The organism is Gottfriedia sp. S16(2024) (assembly GCF_050473765.1).
In the GTDB taxonomy this organism is placed as follows: domain Bacteria; phylum Bacillota; class Bacilli; order Bacillales; family Bacillaceae_G; genus Gottfriedia.
Window position 1 is genome coordinate 162,103 of the sequence record NZ_JBFLUO010000001.1, and the last position, 17,258, is coordinate 179,360.

The 17,258-nt window shown below is 33.5% G+C and carries 18 protein-coding genes and 1 other annotated feature; of the genes, 3 read left to right on the forward strand and 15 right to left on the reverse strand.

Features of this window, described 5'->3' with window-relative positions; genetic code table 11:
- Nucleotides 1-29: 29 nt before the first annotated feature.
- On the forward strand, nucleotides 30-239 hold the full coding sequence (gene sspI / locus AB1282_RS00945) for a small acid-soluble spore protein SspI (RefSeq protein ID WP_056472294.1): 210 nt from the start codon (nucleotides 30-32) through the stop codon (nucleotides 237-239).
- 70 nt (nucleotides 240-309) lie between these two features.
- Here sspI and AB1282_RS00950 read toward each other — a convergent pair whose 3' ends face one another.
- From AB1282_RS00950 to AB1282_RS00960, 3 genes are all read right to left on the reverse strand, one after another.
- On the reverse strand, nucleotides 310-2,049 hold the full coding sequence (locus AB1282_RS00950; protein WP_429898263.1) for a glycine betaine ABC transporter substrate-binding protein: 1,740 nt from the start codon (nucleotides 2,047-2,049) through the stop codon (nucleotides 310-312).
- Nucleotides 2,050-2,052: 3 nt separating this feature from the next.
- Nucleotides 2,053-3,255 carry a glycine betaine/L-proline ABC transporter ATP-binding protein ProV gene (gene proV, locus AB1282_RS00955; RefSeq protein WP_056472290.1) on the reverse strand — a complete coding sequence of 401 codons (1,203 nt, stop codon included), beginning with the start codon at nucleotides 3,253-3,255 and terminating at the stop codon, nucleotides 2,053-2,055.
- A gap of 700 nt (nucleotides 3,256-3,955) precedes the next feature.
- Entirely contained in the window at nucleotides 3,956-5,041 is a 1,086-nt protein-coding gene (locus AB1282_RS00960) for a M42 family metallopeptidase (RefSeq protein WP_056472286.1), read from the reverse strand.
- A 205-nt stretch (nucleotides 5,042-5,246) separates the two neighbouring features.
- Between AB1282_RS00960 and AB1282_RS00965 the strand changes: the two genes are divergently transcribed.
- A complete protein-coding gene (locus tag AB1282_RS00965) occupies nucleotides 5,247-6,317 on the forward strand; it encodes a nitric oxide synthase oxygenase (RefSeq protein WP_056472284.1) in 1,071 nt (356 codons plus the stop codon).
- Between the two features lie 129 nt (nucleotides 6,318-6,446).
- Nucleotides 6,447-7,313 carry an MBL fold metallo-hydrolase gene (locus AB1282_RS00970; protein WP_056472280.1) on the forward strand — a complete coding sequence of 289 codons (867 nt, stop codon included), beginning with the start codon at nucleotides 6,447-6,449 and terminating at the stop codon, nucleotides 7,311-7,313.
- 136 nt (nucleotides 7,314-7,449) lie between these two features.
- Here AB1282_RS00970 and rplT read toward each other — a convergent pair whose 3' ends face one another.
- The 12 genes from rplT to mutM all read right to left on the reverse strand — a co-directional run bounded on the left by rplT (nucleotide 7,450) and on the right by mutM (nucleotide 17,254).
- The gene (gene rplT, locus AB1282_RS00975) at nucleotides 7,450-7,806 is read right to left on the reverse strand and encodes a 50S ribosomal protein L20 (protein WP_025568430.1); all 357 of its coding nucleotides are present in this window, start codon (nucleotides 7,804-7,806) and stop codon (nucleotides 7,450-7,452) included.
- A 42-nt stretch (nucleotides 7,807-7,848) separates the two neighbouring features.
- Nucleotides 7,849-8,049: a 50S ribosomal protein L35 gene (rpmI, locus tag AB1282_RS00980; protein WP_025568429.1), complete on the reverse strand. Its 201-nt coding sequence runs from the start codon at nucleotides 8,047-8,049 to the stop codon at nucleotides 7,849-7,851.
- A 23-nt stretch (nucleotides 8,050-8,072) separates the two neighbouring features.
- Nucleotides 8,073-8,576, reverse strand: a complete 504-nt coding sequence (infC, locus tag AB1282_RS00985) for a translation initiation factor IF-3 (protein ID WP_069034593.1) — start codon at nucleotides 8,574-8,576, stop codon at nucleotides 8,073-8,075.
- A gap of 74 nt (nucleotides 8,577-8,650) precedes the next feature.
- Nucleotides 8,651-8,777 (reverse strand) — a sequence feature (ribosomal protein L20 leader region).
- Between the two features lie 132 nt (nucleotides 8,778-8,909).
- Nucleotides 8,910-9,743 (reverse strand): sporulation protein YtxC, encoded by an 834-nt coding sequence (gene ytxC, locus AB1282_RS00990; protein ID WP_429898264.1) that lies wholly within the window; start codon nucleotides 9,741-9,743, stop codon nucleotides 8,910-8,912.
- Between the two features lie 111 nt (nucleotides 9,744-9,854).
- Complete coding sequence (gene dnaI / locus AB1282_RS00995) at nucleotides 9,855-10,790, reverse strand: primosomal protein DnaI (protein WP_056472276.1); 936 nt, start codon at nucleotides 10,788-10,790, stop codon at nucleotides 9,855-9,857.
- Between the two features lie 14 nt (nucleotides 10,791-10,804).
- Nucleotides 10,805-12,235 carry a replication initiation and membrane attachment family protein gene (locus AB1282_RS01000; RefSeq protein ID WP_429898265.1) on the reverse strand — a complete coding sequence of 477 codons (1,431 nt, stop codon included), beginning with the start codon at nucleotides 12,233-12,235 and terminating at the stop codon, nucleotides 10,805-10,807.
- A gap of 36 nt (nucleotides 12,236-12,271) precedes the next feature.
- Nucleotides 12,272-12,742, reverse strand: a complete 471-nt coding sequence (nrdR, locus tag AB1282_RS01005) for a transcriptional regulator NrdR (protein WP_025568424.1) — start codon at nucleotides 12,740-12,742, stop codon at nucleotides 12,272-12,274.
- Nucleotides 12,743-13,053: 311 nt separating this feature from the next.
- Complete coding sequence (gene speD, locus AB1282_RS01010) at nucleotides 13,054-13,440, reverse strand: adenosylmethionine decarboxylase (protein ID WP_056472268.1); 387 nt, start codon at nucleotides 13,438-13,440, stop codon at nucleotides 13,054-13,056.
- A gap of 492 nt (nucleotides 13,441-13,932) precedes the next feature.
- On the reverse strand, nucleotides 13,933-14,952 hold the full coding sequence (locus AB1282_RS01015) for a glyceraldehyde-3-phosphate dehydrogenase (RefSeq protein ID WP_056472267.1): 1,020 nt from the start codon (nucleotides 14,950-14,952) through the stop codon (nucleotides 13,933-13,935).
- Nucleotides 14,953-15,047: 95 nt separating this feature from the next.
- On the reverse strand, nucleotides 15,048-15,641 hold the full coding sequence (gene coaE, locus AB1282_RS01020; protein WP_390309784.1) for a dephospho-CoA kinase: 594 nt from the start codon (nucleotides 15,639-15,641) through the stop codon (nucleotides 15,048-15,050).
- A gap of 76 nt (nucleotides 15,642-15,717) precedes the next feature.
- On the reverse strand, nucleotides 15,718-16,362 hold the full coding sequence (ytaF, locus tag AB1282_RS01025; RefSeq protein WP_056472262.1) for a sporulation membrane protein YtaF: 645 nt from the start codon (nucleotides 16,360-16,362) through the stop codon (nucleotides 15,718-15,720).
- 58 nt (nucleotides 16,363-16,420) lie between these two features.
- On the reverse strand, nucleotides 16,421-17,254 hold the full coding sequence (gene mutM, locus AB1282_RS01030; protein ID WP_429898266.1) for a DNA-formamidopyrimidine glycosylase: 834 nt from the start codon (nucleotides 17,252-17,254) through the stop codon (nucleotides 16,421-16,423).
- Nucleotides 17,255-17,258 lie beyond the last annotated feature (4 nt).

Consider the following 17,258-nt stretch of genomic DNA (forward strand, 5'->3'; position numbering starts at 1 on the left):
TTAAGCTTAACATGAAAGGAGAAATCCAAATGAATTTTAATATTCGCGGAGCAGTTCTTCACAATATTTCAGGTAATAAAAGTGATCAATTAGAAGCAACAATTGTAGATGCTATTCAAAGTGGCGAGGAAAAAGTATTACCAGGTTTAGGTGTACTTCTCGAAGTTTTTTGGAGTCACGCTACTGAAGATCAAAAGCATGAACTACTCTCAGTATTAGAAAATGGAGTAAGTCAGTAATCTAATCTGTTCAAAACATAAAAAAGGACTAACTTAAGTTATTAACTTTTCGTTAGTCCTTTTATTTTGACTATTTCGTTTTACCTTTTAAATCATCGATCGAATTAATCTTCATATATTTTGGTACGACTAAGCCTAATTTTGTCCCTTTTAAATTCGGTCCAAGATCAACCAATTGTTTTTTGTACTCATTCATGTAATCTTTATGAGTTGTCGGAAGCCAAGCTGCGACCATTGCATCTGCACTTCCATCTGAGATACCAGCAAACATTGGTCCTGCCTCAACTTGTTTTAATGTAACGTCATAGCCTTGATTTTCAAGTACTTTTCCAATCACATTTGTACTGGCTACTTCAGATTCCCATGAAACATAAACGAGACTAATTTTTTCACCATTTCCTTTTGAAGCATCTTTCGTCCAATTATTTACTTGATCTTGATGCTTTTTGATCCATTTCGCCGCTGCATTCTCAGGTTTCGCACCTTCTTGAATATCACTCATAACTTCTTCCATATCAGAAGGTTTCCATGAAAAGTTATCTAAAATCTTATATGCACCTGGCATGTCTTCTTTTAATCCTTTTCTAACTACTGTATGAATTTCTTCATCCTTACCAAATGACCCTTTTGGATCTTCTAAATACTTTAATTTATATTTTGAAAACATCCAGTGAGGCGTCCATGCTGTAACGATTATAGGTTCTTTATTTTCATACGCTTTTTTCAATTCAGCAGTCATCGCTGCAGAAGAGCCTTCTTTTAATGTCCAATCCTTTAAACCATAATCCTTCATCGCTTTTTCAGTTGCTTTCATTAACCCAGCTCCTGGATCAATTCCGGTAATCTCAAAATTAACCTCGGCACCTATTTTATTTGAAGATTTTTTTTGATCTTTACCACCTGAAGCGGCAACTGTAATGGCGGAAATACAAAAGATTAATGCAATTAACCCATAAACATATTTTTTCGCAATTTTTTTCCCATAAGCAGGTTGACGAAGATTTTGAGAAATTCGGTCAAGAATAATTGCAACAATAACAATTGATATTCCTGCCTCGAACCCTTCACCTACTTTAATCTGTGTTACTGCACGATAAACCTCGGCACCTAATCCTGGAGCACCTACTAGTGATGAAATAACTACCATCGATAATGCAAGCATAATACTTTGATTAATACCCGCTAAAATCGTAGGTGCTGCTAAAGGTAACTGCACTTTAAAGAGTCTTTGCCACGTTGTTGATCCAAAAGCATTTGATGCCTCTATTAAATCATTTGGAACCTCACGTATACCTAAATTCGTTAAGCGTATTGTAGGTGGGATTGCAAATATGACTGAAGCTAAAATACCAGGAACTACCCCAATTCCAAAAAAGAGAATGGCTGGAATTAAATAGACAAATGCTGGCATTGTTTGCATAAAGTCGAGTATTGGAGTAAGAACTTGTTTCACTCGATCGTTTTGCGACGTCCAAATCCCTAAAGGAATTCCAATTACAACAGTAATAACGATCGCTGATAAAATCAATGCTAACGAATCAACTGTAGCATCCCAAAGTCCAAGATTATCTATTAATAACAATCCGAGTAATGTAAACAGACCAACTGTCCACCTACTTGTATAAAAAGCCAGTAATGAAATTATTAATATTAGAATAATGGATGGGCCAAGTCCTAAAACCTTAACAAGGCCATTTAAAAGGGTTTCTGTGATGTTGGTTATTACGTTAAATAGAGGATGAAAAATTTTAATAATCACTTCGACAATTTTATCAATCCATTCAGCTAACGGAATTTTTGGAATACCCATATATTAACCTCCTTTTATATTCAAATCGTCTGTTTTACCTGCTAAAGCACCGATAACAGCTCCACGTATAATAACGCCTTTTAATCGATTATTTTCATCTACTACAGCTAATGGAAGAGCAGAAGTTGCCAGTGCCCCGATTACATCCGTTAATAATGTATCTTCATTAACAGACACAATGTCCTTTTGCATAACTTCCTCTACCGATTTATTTTTAATAAGAGCATTTGAAGCGTCATCAGCATTAATGGCTCCAAGTAGCTTTTGTCTACGATCGACAACAAAAATACTTGAATAACCTTGATCTCTCATTATTTGTAAAGCTACACGCGGTCCACGGTCAGGCGTAATTCTTTCAGCACGCTTCTGCACATGAGCCGCCGTTAATACTTTTGAAAGGTCTACATCTTCTACAAATCGTTCAACATATTCATTGGCTGGATTTACCATGATCTCTTCAGGAGAACCAATCTGCATTATGTTACCATCTTTCATAAGAGCAATTCTGTCTCCAATACGCAAAGCCTCATCGAGGTCATGCGTAATAAAGATAATCGTCTTTTTCATCGTCTCTTGCAGTTCTAATAATTCGTCCTGCATATCTTTACGAATTAATGGATCGAGCGCGCTAAATGCTTCATCCATTAATAAAATATCCGTGTCACTTGTTAGTGCCCTTGCAAGCCCAACACGTTGTTGCATACCACCACTTAATTGTGATGGGAATTGATGCTCATATCCTTTTAAGCCAACTATTTCTAATGACTTCAGAGCTTTTTCTGTTCTTTCTTCCTGTGAAATATTTTGTATTTCCAAACCATATTCAGTATTTTCAAGAATTGTCTTGTGTGGGAACAAAGCAAAATTTTGGAAAACCATACTGATTTTTTTACGACGGACATCTCTTAACTGCTGAGGATTCATTTTTACGATGTCTTCATCGTCGATCAAGATTTGTCCGATTGTTGGTTCAATTAACCGATTGAGCATTCTAATCAAGGTTGATTTACCACTACCTGACAGTCCCATCACAACAAAAATCTCACCTGGAAATATTTCAAAGCTTGCATTATTCACTCCAATTGTTGAATTTGTTTGCTCTAAAATTTGCTTCTTTGAGTAGCCTTTTTCTAGTAACTTTATGGCGTTCTTTGGAGATTTACCGAAAACCTTTGTTACGTTTTTCACTTTAACTTTTGCTTTCATTAACTCACCTCAAAACTTTCTATTTATTTTACTTTTCCATATTTTTAAATAAGGATTCTCCCTAGATATAAAAAAATCAGCCAAGTACTATAAAAGTCTTGGCTCCTTATTAAACTCCATTTACAAAATAGGAGTCTATCTGTTATTTATTTGCTTTAAAAATTCTCTAAAAATCCATTTTTTTAATTCTATTTCCGAGTATCCTTATTGAAAAGCATGCATTTATGATAACAATAAGATATGACAAAACTATTTCAAACTAGTTATAGGAAGAATACAATTTGTTTCAGTTCGATAACGCTAAATACGCAAAAAGTGGAAAAATCTGGTTGGGGTGGTAGGTAGATAAAGCAAAAAAACCTTAATAAATAAGGGTTTTTTCGGAGATATGAATATTACTTACTCAAGTGAAATTCATGAGGATGTAATAAAGCAAGATTGTGAAATTTAGTTACTCTTATGAGTTTTATGAGGTACTATAACTGCAAAATTTTGTATTTTAGTTCCTCTTAAGGGCTTCTTGAGGTACTATAACGGCCATATCTTGCTATTTAGTTACTCATAGGGGCTTCATGACGTACTATAACCATAATTTCTTGGTTTTTAGTTACTCATAAGGGGTTACCTAAAAATGCAAGATGTAGGCAATTCAATTTAAATCTACAAAAAAATCCCTCAATAAATGAGGGATTTTTTTTTCTTAGTTATATGTTAAACGCTCTACTGTTTCGCGATCTAATCGTTTGATTACTTCTACGAGTAATTTAACTGTATTTTCATAGTCATCACGATGAAGGATACCAGAATGTGAATGAATATATCTCGTTGGAATTGTGACTGCTAATGCTGGAACACCTTTCATCGTAATATGCATTGAACCAGCGTCAGTTCCTCCGCCAGGCATTGATTCATATTGATATGGAATACCAATTTCATCTGCTACACTTACTACAAATTCACGTAAATCTTTATGAGATACCATTGATGCATCATATAAAACGATTTGAGGGCCTTTGCCTAATTTGCCTTGTGCTTCTCTTTCAGATACACCTGGCATGTCACCTGCAACACCGACATCTAATGCAAAACCGATATCTGGTTCAATTTTATATGTAGATGTTTTCGCACCACGAAGTCCTACTTCTTCTTGTACTGTTCCAACTCCAAATACAATATTTGGATGTGCTTGACCTTGTAATTGTTCTAAAACGTCAATTGCAATAGCACAACCGATACGATTATCCCATGCTTTTGCTAATAATAGTTTTTCGTTTTTCATCGTCTGGAATTCAAAATATGGAACAACTTGGTCTCCAGGACGAACACCATATTCTAATGCCTCTTCTTTACTTGAAGCACCGATATCAATAAACATATCCTTAATGTCTACTACTTTTCTTCTTGCTTCAGCACTCATAATATGAGGTGGCTTCGAACCAATAATACCTGTAATATTACCTTCTTTTGTTGAAATGGTAACACGCTGAGCAAGCATTACTTGCGACCACCAGCCACCAATTGTTTGAAAACGTAAAAATCCTTTGTCATCGATTTGTGTAACCATAAATCCAACTTCATCAAGATGTCCAGCAACTTCAATTCTTGGACCATTTGGGTCACCGGTTTTAACTGCTATTAAGCTTCCTAAATTATCAGTTACAACCTCATCAGCAAGTGGTGTAATATATTTTCTCATTACTTCACGTGGTTCATGTTCAAATCCTGCTACGCCGTTTGCATCCGTTAGTTCTTTTAACATTTGTAACTTTGCATCTAAAGTAGACAAACTCATCCATCCTTTTTTTTATGATTATGTACATTTAACATTATACAATTTGGGATTCTTTTTGACAAAATTTTTAGATATTTCTTCAACCCTCCTATTAAAACATATAAATTTAATATTAATTTTCTCCAAATTATTTGTGGGGTATAATAATGAAGCTTACAAATTACTACTAGATTTTTAAATTAACCATTTGGAGATTAATATGATAACAACTTCCGCTTTATATAAAGAAGCATTTTCATTTATATCACAATGCTATAAGGAACTCGATAAATCCGATCAAATAGAAAAACGATTAAAAAATATCGAAGCCGAGATTCGAGATACTGGAATTTACACTCATACTTATGAGGAATTAGAGCACGGTGCAAAAATGGCGTGGCGCAATAGTAACCGCTGTATCGGTAGACTATTTTGGGATAAGCTTCATGTTTTAGATGCTCGCCATATTAACGATGGTAAAAGTATAGAGCACGAAATATTGCATCATATAAAATATGCTACAAATTCAGGTAAGATTCTGCCTACAATTACAATTTTTAAACCGAATCTAGGAACAAATAACTCTCTTAAAATCCATAATCACCAGCTTATACGATATGCTGGCTATGAAACAGAAAATGGAATAATTGGAGATCCAAAATCAATCATGTTTACAAAGGAATGTGAGAAGCTTGGTTGGAAAGGAAATGGTACTAACTTCGATATTTTGCCCATAGTTTATTCCTTAGACAATCATGAACCAAACTATTTTACAATTCCAAATGAAATCGTACTCGAAGTACCAATCGAACATCCTGAATATGATTTTTCCCCTCTAAATACTAAATGGTATGCTGTTCCGATGATATCAGATATGACTCTAGAGATTGGTGGTATATCTTATAGTGCTGCCCCATTTAATGGATGGTATATGGGAACTGAAATCGGTGCTCGAAATTTTGCTGATGAAAGTCGTTTTAATCTGTTGCCTAAAGTAGCAAAAATTATCGGCCAAGATACAAAAAGAAACAGTACACTTTGGAAAGATCGTGCACTAGTTGAATTAAATATTGCCGTTTTATATTCATATAAAAAAAATGGCGTTAGTATTGTTGATCATCATTCTGCTGCACAGCAATTTCTCCAATTTGAAAAACAAGAAGAATCATGTTGCCGTGAGTTAACAGGTAATTGGAAGTGGTTAATTCCTCCTATGTCGCCTGCTACAACTCATGTATTTCATAAGCGATACGATGATACAACGCTTAAGCCAAATTTCTTTCCAAGATAATCATTGAATATAGTTAAAACCTTATTGAATTGACATATTTGTAGTTAATTCATTAAGGTTTTTTCTTTTATTTGATACAATATTAAGCATAAGCATAATTTTCTAAAAATTATACAAAGGAGTAATTCAATGATTTTATTTCAAAATGACAATATTACAGTATTTCAAAGTGCATTATTTCAAACAAACTCAACCGTTGTAACAACAAACGATTGTATCATTATCGTAGATCCAACTTGGTTACCTCACGAAATAAATGAGATAAAGGAATTTGTTGATTCAATTAAAAATGAACGACCTATTTATTTATACTTTACACATGGAGATTTTGATCACATCATAGGTTATTATGCATTTCCTAACGCTAAGACGATTGGTAGCGAAAATTTACATAACCATCCTGAAAAGGATAATAAACTATCAAAAATCCGTCAATTTTACAATGATAATTACATTAATCATGCCCAGCCAATACAATTCCCAAAAATTGATTTAATTATTAGTGAAGATGGTCAGGAAATTAAAATAGGACAAACAACATTAAGATTTTATCATTCTCCTGGACATACTAAAGATGGTTTATTCCTCTATATTGAAAATTTAGGAATATGGATTACAGGGGATTATTTATCTGATTTTGAACTTCCGATTGTATTTGATAGTGTAAAAAGTTACTACACTACTTTAGATAAGGCAGAAGAACTGATTAGTAAATTTGAATTCTCATTGTTAGTTCCAGGCCACGGTCAAGTTTCATCAAAAAAAGAAGAGATTGCTACTCGAATTGAGCTAGGTAGAAGTTACTTAAAAAGACTTCAAAAAGCTGTACAAAATAATAATGAGGCAGAAATAAATTTATTAGAAAAAGAGTTTTCATTTCCATCTGGATTCACGAAATATTGTCATGAATCCAACGTTAATAACATGAAAAAAGAATTTAGTTTCGTTAAAAAAATCAATTCAAATAAAGAAAACTTGCCGATTGGCAAGCCTTAAGGCGAAGACAGAGGTTTAGTTGCAATTATACTTTATTCCTAAAATTGGATAATACGTCGAATTAACTTCCTCGTTGCCAATTTATACATTAAGTGAAAAAAAATCCTTAACAAATGTTAAGGATTTTTTAAACGAATTATTTTAAGTTAGCTTTTGCAGCGTTTGCTAATTCAGCAAATGCTTTTTCGTCAGCAACAGCTAGGTCAGCTAACATTTTACGGTTAACTTCGATACCTGCTAATTTTAATCCGTGCATTAAACGGCTGTAAGAAAGTCCGTTCATACGAGCAGCCGCGTTGATACGAGTGATCCATAATTTACGGAAATCACGTTTCTTTTGACGACGGTCACGGTAAGCATACATTAATGATTTCATAACTTGTTGGTTTGCAACTTTGAATAATGTATGTTTAGAACCGTAATAACCTTTTGCTAATTTAATAACCTTTTTACGACGAGCGCGTGTAACTGTACCGCCTTTAACTCTTGGCATATTGTTTCCCTCCTAGATATCTATCTAATACGTTTATCGTTCTTATTTCATGTTTGTAAGCATAAAGCGGATACGTTTGAAATCGCCTTTGCTTACTAATGAAGCTTTACGTAATTTACGTTTTGCTTTTGTAGATTTGTTAGCGAATAAGTGGCTTGTGTATGCACGACCACGTTTTAATTTACCAGATCCAGTCTTTTTAAAACGTTTTGCTGAACCACGGTGAGTTTTCATTTTAGGCATATCGTGTTTCCTCCTCAAATAAATTACTTTTCGTTTTTAGGTGCTAAGACTAAGAACATACTACGACCGTCCATTTTTGGATGTGACTCAACAGTTGCAACTTCTGCACAAGCAGTTGAGAAACGATCAAGTACTCGTTGTCCAATTTCCTTATGCGTAATAGCGCGTCCTTTGAAACGAATAGACGCTTTAACTTTATCGCCTTTTTCTAAGAACTTAATTGCATTACGAAGTTTTGTGTTAAAGTCATGTTCATCAATTGTTGGACTTAAACGAACTTCTTTCATGCTAATAATTTTTTGGTTTTTACGGCTCTCTTTGTCTTTCTTTTGTTGCTCGAATCGGAATTTTCCGTAGTCCATAATACGACATACAGGTGGTTTTGCCGTTGGTGCTACCATCACTAGATCAAGATTAACATTCGAAGCTAACTCAAGAGCCTCTTGTTTTGTCTTGATTCCAAGTTGATCTCCGTTAGGACCAATTAATCGAACTTCACGAGCACGAATTCCATCGTTTACCATCATGTCTTTGCTAATAGTAAAACACCTCCAAGGTATTGTAAGAATGATCTTAATTTGTATCGTTGAAGCAATCATAACCCAACAAAAAAGTGTGGGTATATAAATACACCCACACTGACAGTATCAAAGTAATTAATGATTCTGTTACCTGATAACAGCTTTTTGCGTCATCCAGGTGAGAAGCGGGTGCCTCTTCTTCAACAAATAAGTATTCTTTTCTTTCGTTACTATAACATAGCGACATGATGTTGTCAATATTCGTATGCTTTGTTCGCAACGAAATTTATTATATCAAAGAAACTTATTTATGACAATGCTTTTTTAAATTATAAATTTTCACTTCAATTTTTCCTGTGAAAACTCTTGTAATGTATGTATTAGGACTCGTTCTTGAAAGATATTTTGAAGTGTAATAATCAATGAAATATCGACTGATGAAGTGTATAAATGAATTCTTTTAGGTGCAATTGCCGTTAAGGGCAAAATTAATTCGTTATCTATATATTCCCTATTTTCCACTTGTTTACCATATTCTTTTAATACATCTTTAGTAAGTGGTAAAAACAGATGATCATAAACGCTAAACTTCCCGTCAAACACTATATGCACATGAGGAATAAGTGCTTCCGTTTTAAGTACCTGCTGTCTTAGACTCTCAATAAGATTCTGGTATTCGTTTTCTAACTTGTACTCATCTATTGCAATTTCACAAACATAGGCTAACTGCTTATAATATTCCTTCAAACGAAATGTAATAAATGAATCGAAGCTAAAATTTACTCCATCTTTTATATACTCAGAAAGTGCATATGATACTAAATTCTTACTTCTACGAATTTTTTTCTGATTTGGTATGCTTCTTCTAGTACCTCTTAATAATGATTGTGCAATAGGTATGATTTGACTTTGCTCGTCTTCCTCATAGAAAAAAGATGTATGTAAAATGGATTGAATCCATTTATCTTCTTTTTGAAGTAAAATAAATTGTACTAGTGTCGGAACTAAAATACTTTTTATTAAATCTTCAGTGTTTTGAGGAAATGTGATTAAAATTGTATTGATTTTGTGTCTTCTTAAAATGTATGGTCTCGATTGCTTTCTTAAGCGTTTTTGTAATCGTTCGTAGACATAAGCTGCGTCAATGGGTTCATTGAAAAAAATTTCAATCACCCTGTTCCCCCCTTTCTAGCACCACCTAGTCCTATATATATTAAAGAAATAATTAAAAAATGACGCAAAATCACTTAGTAATTTGTGATTTTACGCCATTTTTTGATTTTTTTATGAATGTCTTAAATTTGAACCTGAAATTTTAACTGGTTTGGCTAAAAATTTAACACGATCTACTATACGTGCTGCTTTAACCCTTTCTTCTTCTCCACGTTGAGAATATGTTAAGTGATGCTCTAATTGATTTAAATCAGCATTCGATGTAAAGAATGTTGGCAATTTTTCTAGCATACGGTATTGAAGAATTGTACCTAATATTTCATCTCTTGCCCAACTAGACATTTGCTCTGCACCAATATCATCTAACATAAGAACTTCCACTTTTTTTACGGCTTCAATTTTTTCCTCTAAAGTGCCATCACTAATAGAGCTTTTTAGTTCACGTAAAAATTCTGGTAAATAAACGAGCATTGAAGTTATTTCTTCCTCTGCTAGTTCATTTGCTATAGCCCCAAGAATAAATGTTTTTCCAACCCCAAATGGACCATGTAAATATAAACCTTGAGCCATTTTTCCTTTTTCATAGTTCATAATAAACTGTCTAGCAGCAGAAATAGCTTCAAAACGGCCAGGGTCTTCTAATGACAAGTTTGACATAGAAGCTTGAAGAACATCCTTTGGTAAGTACATGCATTTTATCAATGACTCATGTTTTTTGCGTTTATCATTTTTCACACCATTTGGACAACGATCATATTGAACATCGATGCGTTTTCCTTGAATAATCAAATGGGGATGATATCCATGCACCATATTTTTACACTCACTAAAAGATGGGCAATCTTCGCAATTTACACTTTGTCCAATATACTCATATAGCTTCACTAGGCTACTATCAATCATTTGATCCGTAATTTCATTTTTATGCTCGGCTAAAAATGAAATGATTTTTGGGTGACTACGGACTTCTTGTCGCATTTTTTCAAAGGTGTCCTGGAATTGTTTATTTTTCATTAATGCACTAAATGCGTTTTGAATAGGTTCCATTAGCGTCCTCCCATTTAACGTTTCTTTTTATTTTTAAACATTTCTAGTTCTTTTTCTAATCGTTTTCGTTCTTCATCTATCGAAGAATCATTTTGGTTATTGATTGTTGCCGGTGCACTCTGAGAATCATTCGACTCATTTGATTGAAGCCAGTCAGGTACAATCTCAGTTCGAATTGTTTTATTTCGTCTATTACTTGAGCGAGTTTTAGCAGCAGTTGCACTCTGTTTAGTTTCTTCAAACTCTTTACGTGCAAGATCCATAGCCTGTTTAACTGTTGTTACACCTTTTCTCGCCCAATGACTTGCTATCTTAATTACGTAATTTCTAGAAAGCTTTTTATCTAAACGGATCATTACATAGTCAATTAACACATTTGCTACTCCAGGTAGAAGCTTTTGATCAATCATAATCTCTTCGATAATTTTCAAATCAGCTTCACTTGGTTCAGCTCCACCAGATATCTCCTTAAGGTACTGACGCGGAGAAATTGTTTCGAAGCAATGAATTAATTTTTCTTCTTGAGTTGATGGCTGCTCATTAACCATTTGTCTATGCTGAATAGGTTGAACCTTTTCAACAATCGTAGGCAGAGCTTCATGATGTTGGAATTGATACCAATCTCTAGCTTCAAGTCGTAGAGTCTCAATATTGATTTTATTATCTTCATTTAACGAGCGCATAACAATCGTTTTCATTTGAATCGGATTTATGCCATATAAAAATGCAAGTTTTAGAATTGTTTCTTTTACCTCTGTAGTAAATGCTCTTTTTGGAACAAACGAATCCGAAAGCCCATCTAAAAATAAAGCATAATCAAATTCTTCCATTTTGACAGATATTTTAATTGGCTGATTGTCTTGTAAAATCCTACTATCATTTGACGTAGAAAGATCGTTACTTTGCTGAATTTCATTTAATTGCTCAACTGTAATAGCTTGGAATACCGAATCAAATGAACGTGAAATCTCACGAAACCCTTCTTTCGCAAATGATTGTCTACTAAAAAAGGTTTTAGTTCGTTGATATTGTGTTTTTCCAATTGTTTTAAACAGAAAGATATTTAGGATAGGGTCTTCGAAAAAAGAATGAGGATCTAGCGGAGATTGAAGCTCATATAGAAGCTTTTTTGTACCATTTTCAAATCCTTCATAAACTTTAAGTAAGCCGATTCCTTCAAGGATTAATCTTTGTTCATAAATTGATTTTAAATTACTTTTCATTCCAAGCATTAAAGAATGATGTGTTAACGTATTAGGATTAAGGTCCGTTTGCTCACATTCACCCCAAAGTGTCATATATAAACTTAAAGCTTGACTACCAATTATTGGTTGATACAACATCGTTAATACTTGCCTATGAAAATTATGTAAATACCCAGCTGCCATTACAGTATAAGGATCCGCCGGTAGAACATCCATCCAATGTTGCTTATTAATAGACATTCAAACATCCCTTTCTTGTATCAAAAGAGCGAAGTATTATTCGTCTTTACCTCGCTCTTTGTTAATTAAATCTTTTAATTCATCAATGAATACATTAATATCTTTAAATTGACGATAAACTGACGCAAATCGTACGTATGCAACTTCATCAACTTTAGATAAATGTTCCATGACCATTTCACCTAGAACTTCACTCGGAACTTCTGATGTGCCACTATTTTTTAGTTCTTTTTCAATACTATGAATAATGTCTTCTAGCTGAGATAAAGAGACAGGGCGTTTTTCACACGCTTTAATCAGTCCCCTTAACATCTTATCTTTACTAAATTCTTCACGAGCTCCCTCTTTTTTTACAACTAAAATAGGATTATCTTCAACTCGTTCAAAAGTTGTAAAACGATGCTGACATTCTTCACATTCACGTCTTCTTCTAATTGAACGACCTTCATCAACTGGTCTACTATCAAGTACTCTTGTCCCATTAAAGTTACACGTTGGACATCTCATCGTTATAGTTCAACTCCAAACACTTAATTGTTTAAACGTATTATTATAACTCTATACTATAACAAATTCAAAATAAACTAAAGTTTATTTCATAAAAGTCATAAAGCCTATTTTTCGTCATGATCAACAAAATTTCATTATTTTATGTTAATGGAAATATTTTTCACTATGTAAAGCTAGTTCATTCTCTAGAAGGCTATAAAAGCAAGATTGTTTAGATAATCTGAATCCGCTACAGAATATATTTTTCGGGTATGGTAATTAAGCAAAAACAAAAAAGAGAGATGAAAAATCACCTCTCTCAATTCTCTTTAGTTACCATTTACAACTTTTACATTATCAACTTGAATGGGACCCATTCCTCTTGGTAACTCAACGTTTTCGCGAGTATCAGCTTCTAAAGCTTCAGCGATAAAGTTTGCAGCTACATTCGGATCAATTCTATCACCGCAAGTGTAAACATCAATACTTGCATAACCATGCTCAGGAAAACTGTGAATAGTTAAGTGTGATTCTGAAATGATTACGACACCACTAACGCCATGAGGAGCGAACTTGTGAAAAGCAACTTCACGAACTTCTGCACCAGAGCGTAACGCAGCATCAACAAAAGTTTCCTCAATAAATTTCATATCATTTAATTTTTCTGAATTGCAACCCCATAATTCTGAAATGACGTGACGACCCATAGTATCCATATTCATTTCCCCCTTAAAATAATTTGTCATGACTTCTATTGCGAAAGTATGATCAACTACCACGGGGGAAAGTTAGTCCAAAGAGGTCCTAACCCTTTAAGTAATTAGTTATACTTTTAGAAGTTCACGAAAGTTAGTATACTTTTTTTAAATTTGAATTGCAAGATAAATTTTATTTTTTTGTTATTTACTAAATTAATTGTGAAGAAAATGCGTCAGGCAGATTTGAAAACACAGGAATGACAAGAAAAGCAAGTTACACAAAAGCTATGCCTTTTAAGGGGATATTTAACTTTTTCTGGTCTTAAATTTTTTTCTAATCTTAGTTCAACAGTCCTCTTTCATAGATATTAAGTCATGCTTCACCCTTTTATGTAGTCATAAATTCACATTACTTCTTAATATGTCATACAACTTCAAAAAGACTAACTAGATTAACTAGTTAGCCTTTTGTATTCGTTTACAATTTTTTATAAGTACAATATTTAATGATTAAACAGTTTCAAGCTTTTTTATTTTAGATGCAACGATTGACACTAAGTCAACAACGCGTCTTGAGTAGCCCCACTCATTGTCATACCAAGCTAATACTTTAACTTTTGTACCGTCGATTACCATTGTAGAAAGAGAATCGATAATTGCAGAGTGTGTATTAGTATTAAAATCGATTGATACTAATGGCTCGTTACAATATTCGACAATTCCGTGCATTGAACCTTTAGAAGCTGTTTCAAACACTTCATTAATTTCTTCAACAGTTACTTCTCTCTTTAAGTCTACAACTAAGTCAACAAGTGAAACGTTTGGAGTAGGAACACGTAAAGCCATACCATGTAACTTACCATTTAAATGTGGAAGTACTTTAGATAATGCTTTTGCTGCACCTGTAGTTGTTGGAATAATTGATTGACTGCAAGCACGTGCACGACGTAAATCTTTATGTGGATTATCAATATTTTTTTGATCATTTGTAAATGAGTGAACAGTTGTCATTAATCCATTAACAATTCCAAATTGCTCATCTAATACTTTTACAACTGGCGCTAAACAGTTAGTTGTACAAGATGCGTTTGAAATAATGTGATGATTTTCTAGGTCTAATTTATCATCATTAACTCCAATTACTACTGTGATATCTTCATTTTTACCAGGTGCTGTTAAAATTACTTTTTGAGCTCCAGCAGTAATATGCATTTTTGCTTTTTCAGCATCATTAAATTTTCCAGTTGCTTCAATTACTATATCAACATTTAGCTCGTTCCATGGAAGTAACTCAGGATTTCTTTCACTAATTAATTCCACACGCTTACCATCAACGATTAAATGATCTGCATTTGCAATTACTTCACCATCAAACTTGCCGTGAACTGTATCATATTTAATTAAGTGCGCTAAAGTTTCAGAAGGATAACTTGCATTAATTGCAACGATATTATAATCTCCATTTTTAATTGCTTGACGGAAAACCATGCGTCCAATTCGACCAAATCCATTTATTGCTACATTTACCATAAGAAAGCCCCCAATTAAGTTATACTGTTTATTATCTCCCTGCAATTAGTATAACACATAACTCGGATTTTGGTTAAACTATTTACATTATTTTATTAAATAATTTTATTTAATAGGTCTTTAACCTGTCTTTTTGTATCCTCAATGTCACCATTGTTATCTATTACATAGTCAGCTCGTGCTGCTTTTTCTTTAACTGGTATTTGAGATGCTATGCGTAAAAGTGCATCCTCTTTCGATAAACCATTACGATTCATCAAACGTTTTAGTTGATTTTCTTCTGACACTGTCACTACAATCACTTTTTCAACCAATTCAATTGAGTTACCCTCATATAAAAGAGGAATATCTAAAATAACAAGTGATTCACCTTGTTTTATGTATCGATCAGCCTGTTCTTTCATTTCTCGTCTGACTTCCGGATGTACTATTTCATTAAGTTGTAAGCGCTTTTCTTTATTATTAAAAATAATACTTCCGAGAAATGATCGATTAATTTCACCAGATTCTAAAAGAATCTCACTTCCGAAAGCTTCAATGATTTTTTTATAAGCAGGTTGTCCAATTTCAACCACTTCTTTTGCAATTATGTCTGCATCAACAATAGGAACATTTAATTCCTTTAAAAAATTGGAAACCGTACTTTTTCCACTTGCAATGCTACCAGTTAGTCCAAAAATTTTACCCATCTTTTATTCTCCTTACACTAAATAAAGAGGACCAAATGGAATAAATCCATTCGGATACACTCTTTCATGATTTTTATTACATCTTCATTAACCCAATTAATATTAAAAAAACACCTGGTAAAAAAGTTAACTTTTGAAGCCACAATGTTTTCGATAACACATTTCCTAATTTCATTCCAAATAATAAGAATAAAGCACTTGCAGTAGATGTTACGATTGCTGTCAATAGTGGAGAAAATCCAAGTAATGATGCACCTATACCAGCCCCAAAGGCATCAAGTGAAAGTGCAAACCCAAGTAACATTGCTTCCAATCCATTAATACTACCTGAACGATCTATGTCTGCAGTTGTAGGCTTCTTTAAAATTTTTACGACAACACCTAAAATTTCAAATTCCCAGTCAATCCCTTTATCTTCTATCTCATTCTTTTCTTCTATATTTGATGCTTTATTCGATCGGTAAAATTGAAATAGTACCCATAATCCTATACAAACAAGTACAAATCCTCCGATTCTTTTTGCTACTATTGGTGAAAAAAAGTCTGTAATTGCATGCCCAATCCCCATGGATGTCATTAATATAATCCCTGAACAAGATGCAATTGTAATGATTGATTTTAAAGGAATTTTTACTTTTCGAAGTCCATAAGTAAATCCAACACTGCAACTATCTAAGCTTAGTGCGCATGCTAGTAGTATTAATGATAGCATATTTACCATAAAAATAGGCCCCTCTCTTTCGTACTCTTGATATAGTATGAAAGAAAGGAACCTTATGTTAATTTTTTTTAGGCTGACAGACCGGGCAAAAAGAAGTACCTCTGCCACCAACTGTTATTTTTTCTATTGGTTGGCCACAATTATGACACTCTAAACCCTTTCTACCATATACTTTAATGATATCTTGAAAAGTCCCTATTTGACCTTGTGAATTTACATAAGAACGAATTGTGCTTCCACCTAATTCTACAGCCTCTTGTAAAGTTTCTGTAATGGTTTCGGCAAGTAACTTTATTTGTTTAGGCTTTAATGATGATGCAGGCGTTTCCGGATGAATCTTAGCTCTAAACAAAACCTCATCAACATAAATATTACCTAAACCGACTACTAATTCCTGATCTAATAAAACGACTTTAATTTTTCGGTTTGTATTTTTTAGCTTTTTTCTTAAATAATCAGCAGTAAACTCATCCGAAAATGGCTCTGGGCCTAATTTAGCAAGTGGAGGACCCTCTTTCTCCTCACCCTTATTAAATAAATGCATCGTGCCAAATTTACGAACATCTTGGTACCGAAGTTCTGTTCCATCTTCAAATAGGAAACGAACATGAGTATGAGGTGCTACAGGTTCTTCCGCTGGGAATACGCGAAATTTCCCTTCCATTCTCAAATGCGAAACAAGTGTAAAATCACTTAATTGAAATAGTAGAAACTTACCTCGACGATTTATATTTTCTACTGTTTGACCTTTTAATAAAATCTGAAACTCATCTACTTCATTAGGTTTCTTTATTATTTTTCCCCAAGAAACGATTACTGTTGAGATTGTTTTCCCAACTATTAAATCCCGTAAAGTTCGTCTGACCGTTTCAACTTCTGGTAATTCAGGCATACAA